Genomic DNA, 21,146 nt, shown 5'->3' on the forward strand with positions numbered 1-21,146 from the left:
ATTCTAATGAAAGATTAAACCAATAAGATACTGATTTGGAGAAAATAAGTATGAAGAAGCTGGCTTTAAGCCTTTGTGCAGCATCAGTGATGACCATTTCTGGTTGTGCTTCTTTTGCTGATATGGCTGGTGCAGATAGTGCAACTTTGAATGCTCAATCAGCACAAAGTTTCTCTAAAATGACTCAAGAAGCTCGTGCTAAAAACCAACTTGATACTAGTTCTAGCACTTATCAACGTATCAATACGGTTTTCTTACGTTTAAAACCTTACGCAGATCGAATGAATCAAACTGGACAACGCTTTGATTGGCAGCTTGCAGTGTTGAAATCTGACAACGTGAATGCTTATGTCGCACCTGGCGGTAAAGTTGTTTTCTACACAGGTATCGTAAATAAGCTTAATTTAACCAATGATGAAATCGCTGCAATTATGGGACATGAAATGACCCATGCCCTCGAAGAGCATGCTAAAAGCAAAATTGGGGCTCAAGCACTGACTAGCCTAGCCATTGGTATTGGTAGCAGCTACGCAGGCGCTAATATTGGTGAAGCTGGAAATGCAGCAATTAACTTAGGTAGCCAAATTGGTATTGGTTTACCTTATTCTCGTAATCTTGAAAGTCGTGCCGATTACGGCGGTTTGATGTTAATGGCGCGCGCTGGATACAATCCTAACGCGGCAATTAGCTTATGGGAAAAAATGAATCGTCTTGATGGTCCTGGCGGCGCATCATTCTTATCAACACACCCGTCAAATACTCAACGTATTGGCGATATGCGTAAAAACCTACCAGCAGCTATGGCTGTGTACAATCAAAGCCGTCGTTAAGCTATACAAAGCCACTAGATGCTAATTTAGTGGCTTTTTTATTATCATGGTCTCAAACTGCATGAATCTCAGCTATCTTTTCATCGTTTGAATAATTTTGATGGATCTGTGCTAATTGCTTGATCTGTCCACTACGATGAGCAGTTACCTGAACTTCCATTTTCATTGCCTCCATCACTGCAACTACATCACCTTTTTCTACCATTTGATTGTCTTCTACTTTCCAAGCTGTAATTACACCTGAGATTGGAGCAAGCAGTGTTTTTTCATCAGATACTTTAACTTCTTCTATAGGTTTTACATGCTGTTGAACGGTTTGAAAATTTAAAAACTCCTTCGGCAATACAATTTGTTGTAACTTCCCATCTATTTCAATCATGAAGCGTGCAAATTGCTGATCATCCTGAATGATACTTCGCTGTTGAACTTCATATTCTTGAGAAAAATCTTGCTCAATCCATCGCGTATGTACTTTAAATTCGTCAACAAAATCTGGATGTTGCAATACTGTTTTATGAAAAGGCAAAACAGTGGCTATACCTTCTATTTCAAAAGCAGCTAAAGCCCTTTTAGCTCGTTGAATGGCAATCTCACGTGTTGGTCCCGTCACGATTAATTTTGCGAGTAAAGAATCAAAATGGCAGGAGACTTTACTTCCTTGCATAACGCCTGTGTCTAGACGAATTCCAATACCAGATGGCGCCATAAATTTGGATATTTGACCAAATGAGGGAATAAATCCACGTGCAGGATCTTCGGCATTGATACGAAACTCAATTGCATGAGTTTGAACTTTCGGCGTAGCTTGGATTGAAAGCGGTTCACCTAATGCAATTTTTATTTGTTCCACAACAATATCTAGTCCCGAAGTTTCTTCAGACACGGGATGTTCAACTTGTAATCGTGTATTAACCTCTAAAAATGACAGCTTGCTATTTTGGCTCAATAAATATTCGACTGTACCTGCCCCGACATAATCAACTGCACGACACAGCTTGATCGATGAACTTACAATTTGTTGATAAATCTCATCTGAGATAAACGGTGCTGGCGCTTCCTCTACAAGCTTTTGATTACGTCTTTGCAAAGAGCAATCTCGTGTTCCAACAACAACGATATGACCTAACTGATCTGCAAGAATCTGAGCTTCAATATGTCTAGGCTTATCCAAATATTGTTCAACATAACATTCGCCTCGTCCAAAGGCTGCTGTAGCTTCTCTGACGGCAGACTCATACAAGCTCGCAACCTCCTCTAGCTCCCAAGCGACCTTTAAACCACGTCCACCGCCACCATAAGCGGCCTTGATAGCAATCGGGAGGCCATATTGTTTAGCAAACTTTAGTGCTTCTTCTGCAAACTGTAGTGGTTCTGCTGTGCCCTGTACCAATGGAGCACCAACTGATTGAGCAATTTTTCTTGCTTGAATCTTGTCACCAAGTTGTTGAATTGCCTTAGGCGGTGGCCCAACCCAAATAAGCCCTGCATCTAATACTGCTTGCGCAAAATCAGCACGTTCTGAAAGGAAACCATATCCTGGATGAATCATCGTGACTTGAGCTTTTTTGGCAATTGCCAAAATTTTGTTAATATCGAGATAAGTTTCTTTTGCAGTTAAACCCGATAGCGCCCAAGCTTCATCCGCCATTTTGACATGTAAACTCGCCATGTCATCATCTGCATAGATTGCAACCGATCTAATCGCTAAATCTTTGCAAGCTTGAATCACTCGAACTGCAATCTCACCCCGATTTGCAATTAAAAGCTTATGTGAACTGTACATTTATTTTAAGTCCATAAAATCTGAAATTTGTCTAAATTTAATCAAACACCCCGTTGGAATCTGCGCGATTAGGTCCAGATGATATGCTGCAACACTCGCGATGACTGGATATCCACCTGTAATTGGGTGATCATTCATAAATAAAACAGGCTGACCATTTGGGGGTACTTGTATCGCACCAGTACAACATCCTTCACTCGGTAACTCTTTGTCGATCTCTCTCACTAGTGTTTTTTCACCACTTAATCTCAATCCAATTCGGTTACTTTCAGCACTGACTTGCCACCGCTGATTGAAGAACAATTCCAAACTATCTGTAGAGAACCAATCTGTTCGAGGACCTAAACACACATCTATAATGATTTCATCGCCTACTGTTGGTTTTGTTCGAACAAAATGATTTAACTCAACAGGATAAGTTTTTAACTGAGCAGAATAAATCTGATCACCGACCTGAATAGGCGATGTACCCAATTCTGCAAGAGAATCATAACTGACACTACCTAAAACTTGCTCCGCATAGATTCCACCCTGAACTGCAAGATAGTTACGTAACCCTTCTTTAGGCTGTGTTAGATAGATCTCATCACCTTCATCTACAGCGATTGGTTGGGATAAACTGGCTTGTCTTTTACCTGTCTCTTTATAAGTAATCCAAAGCTCACTCAATGCACCCGTCACTGCGATTACAGATGGCTGAATGACTTTAAGTTTTAGCCCACCATTTAAAATTTCTAACACTGCTGCGTGTTTAGGATTACCAACGATTAGGTTCGCTTCAACAAAAGAACTCTGATCTAACGCACCTGCTCTTCCAACTCCAAGAGATGCTACATGATGTCGACCTTGATCTTGGACTAAGACTTGTAATCCAGTATTTAATACTTCAAATAGAACGGGTTTGTGGGTTGCTAAATTTGAATGAACTAGGGTTGTTGAAACAGAGGTTTGTGTTGGGTTTCGACTAATATCTTTAAAAACCACTTGATCAGAAGGCAGTAACAAAGCTGGATTTTCTCGGTGAATATCCCACATGATTTCATCCGTTCTCCCAATCAGTTGCCAACCACCAGGACTCTCCTTAGGATAAATTCCGCTATATTCTCCTGCTAAACCGACCGACCCTGCTATTACTTTTTTACGGGGTGAGGATCGGCGTGGGACGCTACCAAATGGCTGGTCATGGCTCATCAAATAAGCAAATCCCGGTGCAAAACCAATGAATGCAACTTGCCAGCAGCTTTCGGTATGTTTTCGAATCAATTGTTGAGTTGTTAGCCCTAAATGATCGGCTATTTCTGCTAAATCACAACCATCATAATGAACACCAATAACAATTTCTTTAGTTGAATTAAATCGTTTTAATTCAATTTTTTGGGAACGAATCCATTTGATCAAGCTAAGTTGATCAATCCAAATTGGATCGAAATACACCAAGACTGTTCGAGCAGCAGGAATTAATTCTTGAATATAAGGATGATTCGCTTGATTGAGTGATTGATATACTGCAATTGTTGTTTCTAAAGCATCTAATTCAATTAAAAATGCATTTTCATTGACCGATAAAAATCTCATTCCAGCACTCAACGATATGATCTATAAGTTTTAAGATACAAAGCTATGTATAGCAATTTGGTGATCAGCTAAGGTTTGGCGAACCACTTTTGCCATCTGTAATGCTCCTAACGAATCTCCATGCAAACAGATTGTATCGGCTTTAAGCGGGGTAAATTCGCCTTCTATAGACATGACACCCTTTTTTTTGATCATATCTAATACACGCTCAGCAATCATTTCTACATCATGCAAAACCGCACCCTCTTGACGTCGAGAAACCAAAGTTCCATCACGATGGTAAGCACGATCAGCAAATGCTTCTGATACGACTCTTAAACCTTGCTTTCTTGCAAATTCGATTAAGGGTGAACCAGCTAAAGCGACTAATACCAAAGACGAGTCGTAAGCCAAGATCGCATCTATAACTGCTTTTGCTTGAACTAAATTGGTAGCGATAGTGTTATACAAAGCACCATGAGGTTTTACATACCGAACGCTAGTGCCTGCGACTTGTGCTAGACCTTGTAAAGCTGAAATTTGGTACAAGACGTCTGCATATAACTCATCATATGCCACATCCATATTACGACGGCCAAAACCCACTAAGTCTGGATAGGAGACATGCGCACCTACACTCACTTTTAAATGAGCAGCTTGCTTCAATGTTTGTAGAATACTTTTGGGATCGCCTGCATGAAAACCACAAGCAATATTGGCACTGCTAACAATCGGAAGTATTTGTTCGTCATTACCCATAGACCATGAGCCATAGCTCTCGCCTAAATCACTGTTTAGATCAATGTACATACGCTTCCCAATTGCTACTCTTTCTTTTATTGATTTATTTTAGCAATATACTCCAACGCTTTGCTTTACCAATATTTATTTTTATTAATTTCCGAATGGGATTTTATACAGAATTTATTTTAATTAAGCATCTTTTTATTTAGACACTTAGCCCCGAAACTTGGACTGCCACCACTCTCCTAGACAAATTTTGTCTATTCTTTTTGCATAGGAGAGAACATTATGAGTGGACAACGACACACCCCAGAATTTAAAGATGAAGCTGTTAAATTGATTACCGAACGTGGATATTCTGTCACTGATGTGGCTGAACGTTTAGGTGTATCACAGCACAGCATTTATAAATGGCTAAAGGCCGTACAGCCTTTACGCAACAACCCTGATGAACATGAACTACTCGAAGCAAAGAAAGAGATCCTTCGTCTTAAAAGTCAGCTTAAGCAAACTGAAGAAGAGCGAGATATCTTAAAAAAGGCCGCAAGGTACTTTGCAAGCCTGCCCGAGTAAAGTATCAGTTTATCCTTGAGTACAGCCATCAATTTAAGATTAAAACGATGTGTCGGGTTCTTAAGATTGCTCGTGCTGGCTATTACGCCTGGCTACATGAACCCGAATCAGGCAGAACAATTGAAGACAAACGGTTATTACAACTGATCCGCTCTTCTTATGATGCCAGTTATGGCATCTATGGTTATCGTCGCATCACGCTGGATCTTAAAGAGCTAGGTGAAAGCTGTGGCCCCAATCGTGTGCTGAAGATCATGAAGAACAATGGCATTGCCGCTGTTCGAGGATATAAAAAGCATAAAAGTTATGGTTGTGACCGTCCTCCGATTGTGCCACCAAATCACTTAAATCGAGAGTTCGCTGTGAGCACCCCTGATACTTCCTGGGTGACTGATATTACCTACATCCGTACTTGGCAAGGCTGGTTATATCTGGCTGTGGTTCTCGATTTATATTCAAGGAAAGTCATCGGTTGGTCAATGAAACCTACGCTTGCCAAGGATATCGTTTTGGATGCACTTTTAATGGCGGTATGGCGACGCAGACCCAATGAACCTGTGATCATACACTCAGACCAAGGTTCACAATACAGTAGCGGAGACTGGCAGAAATTCTGTCAAAAGCATAATTTAGTTCCGAGTATGAGTCGTCGTGGAAACTGTTGGGACAATGCTGTTGCTGAATCCTTTTTTAGTAGTTTAAAGAAGGAAAGAATTAAAAAGAGGATCTATAAAACACGAGAAATGGCCCGTGCGGATGTGTTTGATTATATCGAGATGTTTTACAATCGAATCAGGCGTCATTCGCATCTCGATGGGATGAGCCCAGAAGCATTTGAGACAGCTTCAAAATGAGGCGGTCTCATGTCTAGGATACTGGGAGCAGTCCAGTTGATGAATGTGCTGGTTGAATCTTTTGAATATTCTGCTTCTGTTGTGACGGCATATAATCTGGTTGATTACTGACCGCAAGGAAGAAGAAAACTAAAAATAAGCAACCAAGTAAAATACTGATACCAACTGTTAAGTATGGAAACTTAGATTGTTGCTGAGACATATTGTCTACTCCTATTTAAATACAAGTATTCGGTTCTAAAATCTTTAAATCATGGATAAAGTTTTATAACTTGATCCATTTTGGATATGGGTCTGCATGTATTCGGCATAGACTGATAATTTTTCAAAAATATGTTCCGAATAAAACATGTCTTCAATAAGATGAGCTGCTTGCACTTCACTAAGTTGACTTATTTGTGCAATAAGTTTTGCGTTTAAAGATGAAAACAATGTACAAATATTTCGATGGAAATCATCTTTGTTTTTAAACAACAATTTCCGAGTATTTAATATTTCATCCTTTACAATACTTTCTTCACAAACTGTCTGAATGACACTAATCTTTACACTTAAGAAATCCTGCAACTGTTGAAGTTGGTGATGATTCATCGCTGATGATGTGATCAGAAAAATTTGCGAAATATCTGATCGACAGAGTGCTTTAACCAAGTTTCTAAATAGAAAGTCTTCTTGTTTTTTGGGTTGATCGACAACATCTACATAAACTTTCAGACTTTGCAGCAAATCTATGACATTCAACTTCACTCTTTTTTCTGCCTGATAATATTGATTTAATATCTTTAAAATCGAAGATGAATTGAGCGTGGTATAAATCACAGGCTGATTTAAATTGGCAAGCACAAACGGCGCAAATAAATATGCTAGATTTTGGTCATTCTCATAAATTTGAGTTTGCACAATGTAAGTCACTTTCTCTTTAGCAAAATTTCTTAAGACTTTTGCTCTTAATAAAGTCGCTTCAAGATTCACATATTCAAGTTGTAATTCTTCCTTAATCAGTGATGAAGGCATACTGTCTTCAAAAACTGCTGTCATCGCATTAAGTTCTTTGGTCACAAACATCGAATACGCCCTGTCAAATCGAAACATTCTTTAGAACCCAATAAACTCAAATTTTGTGTTTGGAGTTTTAATCGTTCATGGTGTTATTTTGAGCGTTACTTCAAGTATTGAATAGCTACAGAGCATGCTTAAAAAAATATAACAGATGATTCAATTGGACTAAATCTGTTATAAAATCCTGATAGATTTTCTTTAAAATAAAAGCAGATATCATTAGGGCTGCAAACTTCATGTATAAGTCTGAACAGTTAGCGCACAATCTAAAATTACTGATCGAAAATGGCACTTGGAAGGCACATAGCAAACTTCCATCTCTACGTGAGCAAGTACAACGTTCAGGTTTTAGCTTGATCACAGTGATGAATGCTTACCAAGAATTAGAGGCACAAGGATTAATTTATTCAAAAGAAAAATCTGGTTATTTTGTTGCTGAGCAAGTATCGACCCAAATTCCACAAACACACTCAATTGTTGCATTGAATCCCAAAATTGAAATTAACTCTCTGGTATTTAAATATCTAAAATCGATTCAATCAAAACATATCAGTCCGCTGGGTTCGGCATTTCCTGATAGTCAGTTGCTCTATCCACCCAAGCTGATTCAAATCATGGGACAACTCTCCCGTAACCGACATAGTTATGACCAAACCACCAATCTTCCACCTGGGAATTTGGAACTTCGGAAACTGATCGCGCAACGTTATTGTATGCAAGGTATTCCAACCGATGCGGATGATATTGTTATCACATCTGGAGGCTTGGAAGCACTCAATCTGTCTTTGCAAGCGATCACACAACCTGGTGAATATATTTTATTGCAGCAAACTATTTTTTATGGCGCTTGGCAGGCAGCCGAACGTTTAGGATTGAAAGTCATTACACTTCCTGAACATCCACAGCATGGTTTTGATATTGAAGCTTTTGAACAAGTAATTAAGACGTATCCAATCAAAGTCTGCTGGTTTATGCTCAATGCACACAATCCAATTGGCTTTACGGTCAGCGATGAAATCAAATTTAAAATTGCTCAACTTTTGCATGAACATCAAATTCATTTAATTGAAGATGATGTCTATGAAGAATTGTTTTATGGCAGTCAGAAACCACTTCCAATGAAGTATTTTGATCAACAAAATTTGGTATTGCACTGCTCTTCTTTCTCGAAAACTTTAGGTTCTGGTTTTCGTATGGGCTGGGTCTATGCAGGTAAATTCTCAGAGCACATCCAACATTTACAACTGATGAGCACGATTTCTGCAAATGCACTCATCCAAAATGCCCTAGTTGAATTTTTAGCCCATCATCATTATGAAAAGCATTTAAGAACGCTCAGACGCTCATTAGAAAAGAATAAAAAACAATTTTTCCAATATCTAAAACAACATTTACCCGAAGGCTGCAAGGTATATAATTATCCAAGTGGTTATTTTCTTTGGATTCAATTGCCTCAAAAAGTCAGTAGCATGCAAATCTATGAACTACTGATTCAACAACAGATTGGTATAGCACCCAGTCCGCTATTTAATGTATTGCCTTCACATCAACACTTTATTCGAATGAATTGTTCTTTTGAATGGACTGAAAAAATTCAACATGCCGTGGATCAATTTATTCTAGCTATTGAGAAAGAAATCTCAATTTAACTAGATTTGGCTACACTACGCTTTCGATATTGGCTTGGTGTTTCTCCAAAGGCCTTTTTAAAAGCACGGATAAAATTGGTCGCTTCTTCATAACCAACAATGCTTGCAATATCTTGGATGCTATATTGTTTGTGTTGCAGCATTTTTTTAGCCTCCGTAAATCGCACATCAGCTAGAATCTGTAAGAAAGTCGTCCCTTGCGCCTGTAAATGTCTTTTTAGAGTTCGTTCAGACATATTCAAACGTTCAGCAATCATGGGCAATGTAGGATAACCATTGCTTGAGTTATACAATAGTTCTGAGCGGATACTTTTCTGTAAATCCCTTATATTTTCTTTAACTAACCGCCCTTTATCATTTTCACAATACAAAAGTGCCTGCTGAAAAGAAACTTGATCAGCATTTTTATTTTTGCAGTTAAGGAAGAATTTAGGAAAACGAAGCCCATTTCTTTTTTGACTAAAATGTATCTTAACTTTTGAAAGCTCAATACACTGGTAATCATTGCTTTCTTCCCAATCAAGAAAGACTTCACTCTGCTCAATCAGCTCTTTTGAAAATAAACTTAAAAAATGAATTGCTCCAAAGATCAAACATTCAACTAGAAAAGATCGTAATTGCGCTGATTGTTGCTCATCACCAAATCTAACAGGATGTACATCATCTAAATAAACATAGACAAAATCCTGATCAACAGTCCATTCAGGTGTGAAATTTTGAATCCGAGTACAGAAATATTGCTGACAGAGTGTCAAAGCAGTTTCAACATCAGCACAACTTAAAAATGCAAAGCCCAATGCCCCATGTGAAGTAGGACGAAGTTTGAGCCCATACTCAATGCCCAAACGATGATTACCTGTGAGTTGTAATGCATTCACTACCAGCTTAGACCACTGATGAGCACTCATTTTGGCATCAGCATGTTTCATAGCTGATAGAACCAACCCAGTATTATGTAAAACAGTTTGATTCTCGATGCCATATGCTTCAGTAATTTCTAATAGTACATGAGCATAAGAAACAGAAATGTTTTCTTGAAACAGCCCAAAAGGATCACGCATAGCACATCCAATGTCCTAAAATGATCATTAATATGGCATAGTCTACCCTATTGGGCGAGCAGTTTATTCTGAATAATCAGTCATAGATAAATGAATAAACTTAGAGGAATTGCATAAATGGCAAGCCTACATCTCGATAAACAACAATCCATTTATGTGCTGACATTAATCAACGGCGATCAGGAAAATGCGCTCAACAAAGACGTTTTAGATGAATATATTTCGGTTTTTGATGAAATTGAAAACGATAAAAATAACGCGAGCCTGATTATTCGAAGTGATCATCACAAAACGTTTTGTAATGGATTAGACCTTGCATGGTTGATGCAACAATCTATCGAAGATAAAAAAGCATTTACTACTCAACTAGAAGATATGTTACTTCGCTTAGCATTATTGAATCTCCCTGTCATTGCTGAAATCAATGGCAATGCTTATGCAGGCGGTGCGATCTTAGCATCAGCTTGTGACTTTAGATTTATGCGGTCAGATAAAGGTCGATTCTGTTTTCCTGAAATAAAACTTACCATTCCTTTTACCGATATCATTGCAGAGATTGTGCAACTGCTACCTAATCAATATGCAACTTGGGAAATGTCTTTAACAGGCAAATCGATGACAGGCGTTGAATGTTTACAAGCTCAAGTAGTGAGCCAGATACATTCTGTTGAATCCTTACAGACTGAAACTTTACGATTTGCAGAAGATATGTCACAGAAACATCGCCTGACCTATGCCGTAATTAAACGTCAATTGCACCATCGAATTGTCGAAATTGCCAAACAACGACAGTTGTATAATCCTGAAAAATTTGCACATCCTTTTAGGGTGTGTTGACACTTTTAGCTTAAAAAAATAGCGAAGTAGTAAAATCAAATCGCCAAACCCAATTTTACTATTCGCTATGCCTCGTACCATGCTGACAGATCAACACTGGCAAAAGTTGAAAACTATTTTGCGTAATTTATCTATTCATCACAACTCAAATTTACGTAATTTTATTGAAGCTATTCTCTATAGAATTAGAACAGGCTGTCCGTGGCGAGATATTCCTTCCTATTTCGGTCAATCAAACTCTATTTTCAAACGTTTTAATCGTTGGTCAAGCAGCGGTAAGTTGCTTAGATTATTCAAATTATTAGCATCATGCCCCGATATGGAGTGGATTTTTATTGATGGCTCTCACGTACGTGCTCATCAACATTCTGCCGGTATAGCGAATCAATCCATTTCTAAAAGTGTAGGAGGAAACTCCTCAAAAATACATTTGATTGTTGATTCACATGGCAATCCTATTGATTTCATGATTACCGATGGCACTACACATGACATCAAAGTTGCACCTGATTTAATAGCAACATTAGATTTAAAAGAGACAGAAGTGGTATGCGCAGATAAAGGCTATGATTCAGAACCACTGCGTGAGCAGATCAGAAAAACAGGAACAAAAGCGAATATACCAAAGAAAATAAATAGCCAATCGAACAATGATCATATGGACTGGTATTTATATAAAATCAGGCATTTAGTTGAAAATATGTTTTGTAGATTAAAACAATTTAGAGGGATAGCTACTCGATATGACAAGCTCAAAAGAAATTATCAAAGTGCTGTTGCCTTAGCCTGTATATTTTTATGGCTACCTTTATAGGTTTAATTATGAACAGTAAATGTCAACAGACCCTATTCTTTAACTTAATTTTTAACATGAATTAGAAATAGGAAATTACAATGAAAACTATGCAAGGAAGAACTGTTTTTATCACAGGTGGAAGTCGTGGTATTGGTCGAGCAATTGCAATAAAGGCCGCCCAAGCAGGTGCTAATGTCGTGATTGCTGCGAAGACTGCTGTCGAAACACCTAAATTATCAGGCACGATATACAGCGTTGCAGAGGAAATTAATGCTGCGGGTGGCAAGGCACTTCCTCTCATTTTGGATGTACGAGATGAGCAACAAATTCATTCTGCTATACAACAAACAGTTGAAACCTTCGGCGGATTAAATGTGCTCATCAATAATGCAGGCGCAATCGCTCTCACTGGTGTTGAGTCAACTTCACTGAAGCAATATGACTTGATTCAAACTATTAATCACAGAGCGACATTTATCTGCGCCCAAGCAGCACTACCTTACTTAAAAAAATCTTCAAACCCACATATTTTGAGTTTGTCTCCACCAGTCAATATGTCACCGAAATGGTTAGGAATGCTTTCCCCCTATGCACTATCTAAATATGGAATGACTATCCTCACGCTAGGTATGGCAGAAGAGTTTCGGCAATATGGAATTTCTTGTAATACCTTATGGCCAGAAACTTATATTGCGACTGCTGCGGTTTCAAAAAATTTGGGAGAAGAAAATACTCTACAACTAAGTCGCAAACCCGAAATTATGGCAGATGCAGCTTATGCAATTTATACAACTAATCGTGATGAACTCACAGGACAAAGTTTAACTGATGAGCAAGCTCTTGCAAGAATTGGGATCACTGAACTAGACGGCTATGCTTGTATTGAAGGAAAGACAGAATTACAAAAAGATTTCTTTTTAGATTAACTTCTAAGACAAAAGCGACCTTAAAACTATGGTCTTAAGGTCGCTTATTGTTATTTCACCCGTATTAACCTGGGAAAATACCACGCTCTTTACGTGCTTTTAAGATACGCTCACAACCAAGAATAAATGCTGCGGTTCTTAGCGTACATACTTTCTCGTTGGCAGTATTCCAAACATCATGGATTGCTTGAATCATCAGCTTATCAAGACGTTCGTTAATCTCTTCTTCTGACCAGAAGTAGCTCGACATATCTTGAACCCATTCAAAGTAAGAAACCGTTACACCACCCGCATTACAGATAACGTCTGGGACAACCGTGATACCACGTTGAACTAGAATATCATCGGCTTCAGGATATGTTGGTCCGTTTGCACCTTCTAAAACCAACTTCGCAGTTAATTTTTGTGCACGTTCAACTGTGATTTGACCTTCTAAAGCTGCTGGAATCAAAATATCCATTTCCACATCCCAGAATGCTTCATCACTGATCGCTTGCGCACCAGCAAAACCGCCCACACCTTGATTTGTTTGAAGATAAACTTTTAACTCTTCAAGGTTAATACCTTCTGGATTATAAATCGTACCTGTATGGTCTTGAATAGTTACGACTTTAGATTTTGACTCAGCGAATAAATACGCTGCTTCACTACCTACGTTACCAAAACCTTGAACTGCGATTTTCGCACCATCTAAAGGTAATTTGATCTTCTCAGCAACTTGTTGACCTGTGATAAACACACCACGACCCGTTGCTTTGATACGACCTAATGAACCACCTAAATGTACAGGTTTACCAGTTACAACACCTGTCACAGTATGACCTTGGCCAGATGAATATGTATCCATGATCCAACCCATGACATTTGGGTTTGTACCCACATCAGGTGCTGGGATATCTTTTTGTGGTCCAATGATGTGACTAATTTCACTGGTATAACGACGTGTCAAACGTTCTAACTCACGAGGTGAAAGTTTACGCGGATCAACACGTACACCACCTTTTGCACCACCAAATGGAAGATTTAAAACCGCAGTTTTAATCGTCATCCACGCAGAAAGTGCCATCACTTCATTTAAGTCAACATCTGGATGGAAACGAATACCACCTTTACCTGGACCACGTGATAAATTGTGTTGAACACGATAGCCTTCAAAGTGCTGGATCGTACCGTCATCCATTACAATCGGCACATCCACAATCAAGGCACGCTTAGGGCGCTTCAATGTGTCGATGTAATCTTTTAAATGCTCTAAGTAAGGCGCAACGCGATCGATTTGTTCGAGGTAAGTTGACCATGGACCGTTATTTTGAGAGATATAAGATAAATTAGACATTGTCTATCCTTATAAAATGAAAATAGATGGGTCAGCTCACGCCAAGCCATCAGTCAAAAATGTAGTTAAAAATAATATAAGCGGCTAATTTGGCTGTTCGATTATCCAAATCAAACCGTGGATTGCATTCAGCCACATCGAAAACTCGCATTTTTCCAGATTTCTTTATGGCTTGAAACAATGGATCAAAGACCGAAAGATCAATTCCTTTGACCGCAGGTGCACTCACACCGGGAGCAATGCTGGCATTAAATACATCGAGGTCTACTGTAATGTATAACGCGTCAATTTTTTCTATAAAACCGTTAATTTTCGATATCAAATGGTCAATTTCTGAAAGCTGAAGTTGCTGATCGTATATATATTGACAGTTCAGGCGATCTGCCGTGTCAAACAAAGCTTTCGTGTTTGAATGCTTCGCGACACCGATGCACAAATAATGAAATTCTTTTTGATTCTGTTCTGATAATTTTGCAGCATTTAAAAATGGTGTACCTGAAGTCACCTGCTCTGCTTCACGCAAATCAAAGTGTGCATCAAAATTAATGATTCCAATTTTTTGCTGCGGCTCATGATGTTGGATGTATTGGAACAGTCCTGAAAAACTTCCAAAAGCAACCTCATGACCACCACCTAGAACAATCGGTTTCATTCCCTGTTGTAAACTTCGTTCAACTTGATCTGCTAACTCAGCTTGTGCCTTTTCTAGTTGACCTTGCTCACATACGACTGTACCAATATCAACAATTGATACAGATTGGTGTACAGGTAAATTTGCCAATTGTGCTCGAATCATATCAGGTGCATCCGCTGCCCCTAAACGACCTTTATTTCGTTTTACACCTTCATCCGAACCAAAACCAATTAAGGCAAATGAAGCATGTTGTCTGGTATTTACCACATGATGGATACGTCGATGTTCTTCACCATCGCCATCATGTCGTCCTTGCCATGTAAATGAATGATTCATATCAAATATCGCTAATTAAAACTGTTTGCACTACACACAAATTTCATTGCCATGCTGAATAATACGTTTAGGCAAATCTCCACCTAGCCAATACACAATCTCAGATGGATGTTCAATTTCCCAAGCAATAAAGTCAGCAACTTTGCCTACTTCTAGACTGCCATGTGAATCTTGTAGTCCCAAAGCATGTGCGGCATGAATAGTCACCCCTGCCAACGTTTGTTCAGGTGTTAAGCGAAATAAGGTACTTCCCATGTTCATCATCAAACGTAATGACAATGCTGGAGAAGTTCCAGGATTTAAGTCGCTCGACAAAGCAATACGAACACCATGTTTATGCAAACTCTCTAGTGGAGGAAGTTGCGTTTCCCTCAAGAAATAGAATGCACCGGGTAGTAACACTGCTACGGTTCCTGAAACCGCCATTGCTTTGACATCATCTTCAGTCATAAATTCCAAATGATCTGCAGACAATGCGTGGTAACGAGCAGCAAGACTAGAGCCACCGAGAGAAGACAGTTGTTCAGCATGCAATTTAACTGGGAGATTGAGTGCATGTGCTGTGTTAAATATATGTTCAACTTGTGTAGGTGAAAATGCTAAATACTCACAAAATGCATCGACCGCATCCACGAGTCCTTCTTGATGTAGTTTTGGCAACATTTCTGTACAAATATGATCAACATACGCATCACTTTGATCTTTATATTCAGGAGGTAAAGCGTGCGCTGCTAAGCATGTACTGCGTACAGTCATTGGCAAAATATTTGCAATTTGACGAATCACACGCAACATTTTACGTTCATTCAGATAGTCTAAACCGTATCCTGATTTAATCTCGATGGTGGTAACCCCATCTTTGAGTAAACAGCGAATACGTTTTAGTGCTGAAGCAAGTAACTCATCTTCGCTAGCTTCACGAGTTGCACGAACAGTACTGGCAATACCACCACCATTTGCCGCGATCTCAGCATAGCTAACGCCTTGCAAACGCTGCTCAAACTCAACACTACGATTGCCACCGAATACGCTATGGGTATGACAATCAATTAAACCGGGCGTTAACCATGATCCATTTAAATTAATGGTTTCAGTATAATTGTCATTTGGAATATCACTTTCACGACCAATCCAGTGAATGCAATTTCCAGATGTCACTAAAGCAGCATGTTCAATACTGTTGTATTTCCCATCCTGCATAGTGGCGATATGACAGTTTTTCCAAAGCTTTTTCATTTTAGATCCTCTCTCTGTTCAAGAGCTATAAGCTCTTAAACAGTTAGGTTATTAGCTTTCCATTTTGAAATTTTGTGGTAAATCCTGATCAACCTTGATCGCATCTTGTTTTGGTTTAACCCAAATGTTGTATGCAATACACAGTAAAACCAACCATGTAATACCGACATATAATGCAGGTCTTGAGTCAGGGAAATAACCCATCATTGCCAAGATAAACAACATGAATGCAATGGCAAATGCAGGAGCATACGGCCAACCGATCACAGGGAAATCTAGTGCTTTAATCTGTTCTTTCGACATCTTACGACGCATCGCAACTTGTGAAAGTAAGATCATCAACCATACCCAAACCGTTGCAAATGTTGCGATTGATGCAATGATAAGGAATACATTTTCTGGAATTAAATAGTTGAGAAGCACACCGATAAGTAAGACTCCTGCCATAACAATGACAGTCATCCATGGCACACCATTTTTAGAGATTTTTTGAAACACTTGCGGTGCTTGTCCACGACTCGACATACCAAACAGCATACGTCCCGCACCAAATACATCACTATTAATCGCTGATACCGCAGCAGTGATGACGACAATATTCAAAATTGTTGCAGCCGATCCGATTCCTAAATTCTCAAAAATTTGTACAAATGGACTACCTTGGCTACCTATTTGATTCCAAGGGAAAATCGACATCAAAACAAAAATTGTTAGCACATAAAATAATAAGATACGTACTGGAACAGCGTTAATTGCTTTAGGAATAGAGGTCTTTGGATCTTTAGATTCACCCGCAGTAATCCCAATAATCTCGATACCACCAAAAGCAAATACAACTACAGATAAACACGCAATCAAACCTGCAATACCATTTGGCATAAAGCCTTCATGAATCCATAAGTTTTGAATACCTGTTGTGAAACCTGCTTGATCGGCATTGAAACCATAAATCATCAGCCCTAAGCCACCCAAAATCATGGCAACAATCGCGGTCACTTTTACGATTGAAAGCCAGAACTCTAGCTCACCAAAAACTTTGACATGAATGAGGTTAATTGCACCTAAGAACATGATCAGTGACAGAATCCAAATCCATCTAGGAACATCTGGATACCAGAAGCCCATATAGATCCCAAACGCAGTCACATCAGCCAGCGCAACAATGATCATTTCAAATACATAAGTCCAACCTGTGGTAAAACCTGCAAGTGGTCCAATGTACTGTGAAGCATAGTGACTGAAAGAGCCTGAAACTGGATTTTGAACAGCCATCTCTCCTAATGCGCGCATCACGATATATATTGCGATCCCTGCAACAATATATGCGAGCAAAACTGATGGACCTGCCATTTTAATGGCTGTTGCTGAACCGTAAAAAAGTCCCGTTCCTATCGCTGAACCTAATGCTAAGAAACGGATGTGACGGGTGTTTAATCCCCGCTGTAAAGTGGAGTGTTGTGACATTATTATCTCCAATCCTTGAGGAAATATAGTTAGAGTCGGTCACTCCATGTGACCGTTATCATGATTAGGCGTTTGATAGACTAGGTAATAGATTTGGGAGAATGAGCTCATTCAAACAGCCACTTGCGAGTAATTCACTTGCCTGTTCAATATCAGGAGCGAAGAAACGATCTTCACTGTAGTAAGGAACTTGGTTACGTAATACTTTTCGAGCACGTTCAAGTTTTGGAGAGCTTTTTAAACCTTCACGGAAATCAAGCCCCTGACAAGCACCCAACCATTCCACTGCAAGAATGCCACGAACGTTATCTGCCATATACCACAAGCGCTTACCAGCATTTGGTGCCATAGAAACATGGTCTTCTTGGTTTGCTGAAGTTGGCAAACTATCCACACTTGCAGGATGTGCTAAAGCTTTGTTGTCACTTGCCAATGCTGCAGCAGTCACTTGAGCGATCATAAATCCAGAATTGACACCACCATTAGCGACTAAAAATGGTGGAAGTTGTGACATATGACGATCCATCATCATCGAGATACGGCGTTCAGAGAGTGAACCGATTTCTGCAATTGCCAGTGCCAAATTATCTGCCGCCATCGCCACAGGCTCAGCATGGAAATTGCCACCTGAGATCACATCGCCTTCAGCTGCGAAAACCAGTGGATTATCTGATACAGCATTTGATTCAATTTCTAATACTTCCGCTGCCTGACGAATTTGAGTCAAACAGGCACCCATCACTTGCGGTTGGCAACGTAATGAATATGGGTCTTGAACTTTGCTGCAATCTTCATGCGAATGTGCAATTTCACTTGAATCAGTGAGTAAGTCACGATAAGCCGCAGCAACATCTATTTGACCACGTTGACCACGCACCTCATGGATACGAGCATCAAATGGCGCTCGTGAACCCAACATCGCTTCTACACTTAGACCACCACAAACCGTAGCAGCAGCAAATAAATCTTCTGCTTCAAATAAACCGCGCAGTGCATATGCTGTTGAAACTTGTGTACCATTTAATAACGCCAAGCCTTCTTTAGCCGCTAGGGAAATTGGTTCTAAGCCAGCAACTTTCAATGCATCAACAGCTGAAAGCCACTCACCTTTATGGCGAGCTTTACCCTCACCTAATAACACTAAAGACATATGTGCTAATGGTGCTAAATCTCCAGATGCACCTACCGATCCTTTAAGTGGAATATGTGGATACACTTCCGCATTGATCAACGCAAGAATGGCATCAATCACTTTACGGCGAATACCTGAGAAACCACGTGCCAAGCTGTTTGCTTTGAGCAACATGATTAAACGAACCATCGCATCATCTAATGGTTCACCAACACCTGCTGCATGAGAAAGTACCAGTGAACGTTGTAATTTTTCTAAATCTTCAGGCGCAATTTTAGTTGAAGCGAGCAAGCCAAAACCAGTATTGATCCCGTAAGCGGTACGGCCTTCATTCACTATTTTTTCGACACATGCAACACTGGCATTAATGCCTGCTGATGCACTGTCATCAAGTTTGACTTTAATTGGATTTAGGTAGGCATGACGAAGATCTGCTAAGGTAAGTTTGCCGGGTTGAATTAAAAGTTCCATCGTTGGCGTCCTGTTTTGCATTCTATTGTTCCCTTACGATGCTGCTTACACAATTGCAAAAAGCATCGTAATGTTGTTGTCTGTTTACTGCGTAATCATAGGCAAGTTCAAACCTTGCTCTTTAGCGCACTCGATCGCAATGTCATAGCCTGCGTCAGCGTGACGCATCACTCCTGTTGCAGGATCATTGGTTAATACACGAGCGATACGTGCTGCCGCTTCATCTGTACCATCACATACAATCACAACACCTGAATGTTGAGAGAAGCCCATACCAACACCACCACCATGATGTAAAGAAACCCAAGTTGCACCACCTGCTGTATTCAAGAGCGCATTTAATAATGGCCAATCAGATACTGCATCTGAACCATCTTGCATCGCTTCTGTTTCACGATTCGGACTTGATACTGAACCTGAATCTAAATGGTCACGACCAATGACGATCGGAGCTGAAAGCTCACCACTGCGGACCATTTCATTAAAAGCTAAACCAAGTTTGGCACGTAGACCTAATCCCACCCAACAAATACGCGCTGGTAGACCTTGGAAGCTAATACGTTCACGTGCCATATCCAACCAACGATGCAAATGTTCATCATCAGGGATTAATTCTTTTACTTTTGCATCTGTTTTATAGATATCTTCTGGATCACCTGAAAGTGCAACCCAACGGAATGGTCCTACACCGCGACAGAACAATGGGCGAATATAAGCAGGTACGAAACCTGGGAAATCAAAAGCGTTCGCAACACCTTCTTCTTGTGCCATTTGACGAATGTTGTTGCCATAGTCAAATGTTGGCACACCCATTTTTTGGAAATCAAGCATCGCTTGAACATGCTTTGCCATAGATTGTTTAGCGGCTTTCACCACAACTTCTGGTTCAGTTTTAGCACGCTCACGGTATTCTTCCCATGTCCAACCCACTGGCAAATAACCATTAAGTGGATCATGTGCGCTGGTTTGGTCAGTAACCATATCAGGACGTACACCACGACGAACTAATTCAGGTAAAATTTCAGCTGCGTTACCATGTAATGCAATCGAAACAGCTTTACCTTCTTTGGTGTATTTTTCAATACGCGCTAATGCATCATCCAAATCAGTCGCTTGTTCATCAACATAACGTGTGCGTAAACGGAAATCGATACTGGTTTGTTGGCATTCGATATTCAATGAGCATGCACCAGCCAATGTTGCTGCCAATGGTTGAGCTCCGCCCATACCACCTAAACCAGCTGTCAGTACCCAACGACCTGTTAAATCACCGTTATAATGTTGACGACCCGCTTCGACAAAAGTTTCATATGTACCTTGTACAATGCCTTGGCTACCAATGTAGATCCAAGAACCTGCTGTCATTTGACCGTACATTGCCAAACCTTTTGCATCTAGCTCATTGAAGTGTTCCCAATTCGCCCAATGTGGAACTAAATTCGAGTTTGCAATCAAAACACGTGGCGCATCTTTATGGGTTTTGAATACACCAACAGGTTTACCTGATTGAACCAACAAGGTTTCATCCGCTTCTAAGTTTTTTAAAGTTTCAACAATTTTATCAAAGCATTCCCAGTTACGTGCAGCACGACCGATCCCACCATAAACAACGAGTTCTTTTGGATTTTCTGCCACATCAGGGTCAAGATTATTCATCAGCATGCGTAACGGCGCTTCAGTTAACCAACTTTTTGCATTCAGTTGTGTACCACGTGGTGCGCGAATTTCTACGTCACGAAATTTTGTTGTCATTGTAGTCACAATCGGACTCCTTCCTTTGAGATTTGAACCGAAAATTATACTGCTTTTAACGTATAGCAATGTACTAACTTGTATATACATCTATATACTACACAAATCTTTTATCTTGA

18 protein-coding genes are annotated in these 21,146 nt (G+C 39.7%); 6 read left to right on the forward strand and 12 right to left on the reverse strand.

Annotation, left to right across the window (positions count from 1 at the left end; all coding sequences use genetic code 11):
- Positions 1-50 precede the first annotated feature (50 nt).
- Positions 51-830 carry a M48 family metallopeptidase gene (locus tag F948_RS01555; RefSeq protein WP_004959193.1) on the forward strand — a complete coding sequence of 260 codons (780 nt, stop codon included), beginning with the start codon at positions 51-53 and terminating at the stop codon, positions 828-830.
- A 52-nt stretch (positions 831-882) separates the two neighbouring features.
- On the opposite strand, the gene F948_RS01560 is transcribed toward F948_RS01555, so the two are convergent.
- From F948_RS01560 to F948_RS01570, 3 genes are read right to left on the reverse strand one after another with little or no spacing between them, the layout of a single operon-like run.
- Positions 883-2,613 carry an acetyl/propionyl/methylcrotonyl-CoA carboxylase subunit alpha gene (locus F948_RS01560; RefSeq protein WP_004959195.1) on the reverse strand — a complete coding sequence of 577 codons (1,731 nt, stop codon included), beginning with the start codon at positions 2,611-2,613 and terminating at the stop codon, positions 883-885.
- On the reverse strand, positions 2,614-4,188 hold the full coding sequence (locus F948_RS01565) for a 5-oxoprolinase subunit B/C family protein (protein ID WP_004959197.1): 1,575 nt from the start codon (positions 4,186-4,188) through the stop codon (positions 2,614-2,616). It abuts the gene before it with no gap.
- A 30-nt stretch (positions 4,189-4,218) separates the two neighbouring features.
- Positions 4,219-4,977, reverse strand: coding sequence for a LamB/YcsF family protein (locus tag F948_RS01570; protein ID WP_004959201.1), 759 nt, complete (start codon positions 4,975-4,977; stop codon positions 4,219-4,221).
- A 222-nt stretch (positions 4,978-5,199) separates the two neighbouring features.
- On the opposite strand from F948_RS01570, the gene F948_RS01580 reads away from it, so the two are divergent.
- Positions 5,200-6,338 (forward strand): IS3 family transposase gene (locus tag F948_RS01580; RefSeq protein WP_115636320.1). Its coding sequence is split into 2 segments (ribosomal slippage): positions 5,200-5,458 and positions 5,458-6,338, totalling 1,140 coding nucleotides; the frame shifts between segments, so codons are not numbered across the junction.
- A 13-nt stretch (positions 6,339-6,351) separates the two neighbouring features.
- Here F948_RS01580 and F948_RS01585 read toward each other — a convergent pair.
- Both F948_RS01585 and F948_RS01590 read right to left on the reverse strand, forming a co-directional pair.
- Positions 6,352-6,540 carry a cbb3-type cytochrome oxidase assembly protein gene (locus tag F948_RS01585; RefSeq protein WP_004959209.1) on the reverse strand — a complete coding sequence of 63 codons (189 nt, stop codon included), beginning with the start codon at positions 6,538-6,540 and terminating at the stop codon, positions 6,352-6,354.
- Positions 6,541-6,584: 44 nt separating this feature from the next.
- A complete protein-coding gene (locus tag F948_RS01590) occupies positions 6,585-7,403 on the reverse strand; it encodes a hypothetical protein (RefSeq protein ID WP_004959212.1) in 819 nt (272 codons plus the stop codon).
- 230 nt (positions 7,404-7,633) lie between these two features.
- Here F948_RS01590 and F948_RS01595 point away from each other — a divergent pair, with 230 nt between their 5' ends.
- Positions 7,634-9,046, forward strand: coding sequence for an aminotransferase-like domain-containing protein (locus F948_RS01595; RefSeq protein ID WP_004959213.1), 1,413 nt, complete (start codon positions 7,634-7,636; stop codon positions 9,044-9,046).
- On the opposite strand, the gene F948_RS01600 is transcribed toward F948_RS01595, so the two are convergent.
- Complete coding sequence (locus F948_RS01600; protein WP_004959215.1) at positions 9,043-10,107, reverse strand: AraC family transcriptional regulator; 1,065 nt, start codon at positions 10,105-10,107, stop codon at positions 9,043-9,045. The genes F948_RS01595 and F948_RS01600 overlap by 4 nt on opposite strands.
- A gap of 117 nt (positions 10,108-10,224) precedes the next feature.
- Here F948_RS01600 and F948_RS01605 point away from each other — a divergent pair, with 117 nt between their 5' ends.
- From F948_RS01605 to F948_RS01615, 3 genes are all read left to right on the forward strand, one after another.
- On the forward strand, positions 10,225-10,944 hold the full coding sequence (locus tag F948_RS01605; RefSeq protein WP_004959216.1) for an enoyl-CoA hydratase/isomerase family protein: 720 nt from the start codon (positions 10,225-10,227) through the stop codon (positions 10,942-10,944).
- Positions 10,945-11,011: 67 nt separating this feature from the next.
- A complete protein-coding gene (locus tag F948_RS01610) occupies positions 11,012-11,758 on the forward strand; it encodes an IS5 family transposase (RefSeq protein ID WP_004912080.1) in 747 nt (248 codons plus the stop codon).
- Between the two features lie 80 nt (positions 11,759-11,838).
- The gene (locus F948_RS01615; RefSeq protein ID WP_004959219.1) at positions 11,839-12,666 is read left to right on the forward strand and encodes an SDR family oxidoreductase; all 828 of its coding nucleotides are present in this window, start codon (positions 11,839-11,841) and stop codon (positions 12,664-12,666) included.
- 64 nt (positions 12,667-12,730) lie between these two features.
- Here F948_RS01615 and F948_RS01620 read toward each other — a convergent pair whose 3' ends face one another.
- The 6 genes from F948_RS01620 to hutU form a co-directional block, all read right to left on the reverse strand.
- Positions 12,731-14,002 carry a Glu/Leu/Phe/Val family dehydrogenase gene (locus F948_RS01620; protein ID WP_004959222.1) on the reverse strand — a complete coding sequence of 424 codons (1,272 nt, stop codon included), beginning with the start codon at positions 14,000-14,002 and terminating at the stop codon, positions 12,731-12,733.
- Positions 14,003-14,051: 49 nt separating this feature from the next.
- Complete coding sequence (gene hutG, locus F948_RS01625) at positions 14,052-14,972, reverse strand: formimidoylglutamase (protein WP_004959224.1); 921 nt, start codon at positions 14,970-14,972, stop codon at positions 14,052-14,054.
- Between the two features lie 30 nt (positions 14,973-15,002).
- Positions 15,003-16,208, reverse strand: coding sequence for an imidazolonepropionase (hutI, locus tag F948_RS01630; protein ID WP_004915009.1), 1,206 nt, complete (start codon positions 16,206-16,208; stop codon positions 15,003-15,005).
- A gap of 51 nt (positions 16,209-16,259) precedes the next feature.
- Entirely contained in the window at positions 16,260-17,672 is a 1,413-nt protein-coding gene (locus tag F948_RS01635; protein ID WP_004915006.1) for an amino acid permease, read from the reverse strand.
- A gap of 64 nt (positions 17,673-17,736) precedes the next feature.
- Positions 17,737-19,275, reverse strand: a complete 1,539-nt coding sequence (gene hutH, locus F948_RS01640; RefSeq protein WP_004915004.1) for a histidine ammonia-lyase — start codon at positions 19,273-19,275, stop codon at positions 17,737-17,739.
- 84 nt (positions 19,276-19,359) lie between these two features.
- On the reverse strand, positions 19,360-21,027 hold the full coding sequence (gene hutU / locus F948_RS01645) for a urocanate hydratase (protein ID WP_017397491.1): 1,668 nt from the start codon (positions 21,025-21,027) through the stop codon (positions 19,360-19,362).
- Positions 21,028-21,146: the final 119 nt, after the last annotated feature.

The organism is Acinetobacter junii CIP 64.5, assembly GCF_000368765.1.
Taxonomy (GTDB): domain Bacteria; phylum Pseudomonadota; class Gammaproteobacteria; order Pseudomonadales; family Moraxellaceae; genus Acinetobacter; species Acinetobacter junii.

Bases quoted from the DNA above. Each gene is read 5' to 3' on its own strand.
- F948_RS01555 (WP_004959193.1), top strand. From the start codon at position 51: ATGAAGAAGCTGGCTTTAAGCCTTTGTGCAGCATCAGTGATGACCATT.
- F948_RS01560 (WP_004959195.1), bottom strand. From the start codon at position 2,613: ATGTACAGTTCACATAAGCTTTTAATTGCAAATCGGGGTGAGATTGCA.
- F948_RS01565 (WP_004959197.1), bottom strand. From the start codon at position 4,188: ATGAGATTTTTATCGGTCAATGAAAATGCATTTTTAATTGAATTAGAT.
- F948_RS01570 (WP_004959201.1), bottom strand. From the start codon at position 4,977: ATGTACATTGATCTAAACAGTGATTTAGGCGAGAGCTATGGCTCATGG.
- F948_RS01585 (WP_004959209.1), bottom strand. From the start codon at position 6,540: ATGTCTCAGCAACAATCTAAGTTTCCATACTTAACAGTTGGTATCAGT.
- F948_RS01590 (WP_004959212.1), bottom strand. From the start codon at position 7,403: ATGTTTGTGACCAAAGAACTTAATGCGATGACAGCAGTTTTTGAAGAC.
- F948_RS01595 (WP_004959213.1), top strand. From the start codon at position 7,634: ATGTATAAGTCTGAACAGTTAGCGCACAATCTAAAATTACTGATCGAA.
- F948_RS01600 (WP_004959215.1), bottom strand. From the start codon at position 10,107: ATGCGTGATCCTTTTGGGCTGTTTCAAGAAAACATTTCTGTTTCTTAT.
- F948_RS01605 (WP_004959216.1), top strand. From the start codon at position 10,225: ATGGCAAGCCTACATCTCGATAAACAACAATCCATTTATGTGCTGACA.
- F948_RS01610 (WP_004912080.1), top strand. From the start codon at position 11,012: ATGCCTCGTACCATGCTGACAGATCAACACTGGCAAAAGTTGAAAACT.
- F948_RS01615 (WP_004959219.1), top strand. From the start codon at position 11,839: ATGAAAACTATGCAAGGAAGAACTGTTTTTATCACAGGTGGAAGTCGT.
- F948_RS01620 (WP_004959222.1), bottom strand. From the start codon at position 14,002: ATGTCTAATTTATCTTATATCTCTCAAAATAACGGTCCATGGTCAACT.
- hutG (WP_004959224.1), bottom strand. From the start codon at position 14,972: ATGAATCATTCATTTACATGGCAAGGACGACATGATGGCGATGGTGAA.
- hutI (WP_004915009.1), bottom strand. From the start codon at position 16,208: ATGAAAAAGCTTTGGAAAAACTGTCATATCGCCACTATGCAGGATGGG.
- F948_RS01635 (WP_004915006.1), bottom strand. From the start codon at position 17,672: ATGTCACAACACTCCACTTTACAGCGGGGATTAAACACCCGTCACATC.
- hutH (WP_004915004.1), bottom strand. From the start codon at position 19,275: ATGGAACTTTTAATTCAACCCGGCAAACTTACCTTAGCAGATCTTCGT.
- hutU (WP_017397491.1), bottom strand. From the start codon at position 21,027: ATGACAACAAAATTTCGTGACGTAGAAATTCGCGCACCACGTGGTACA.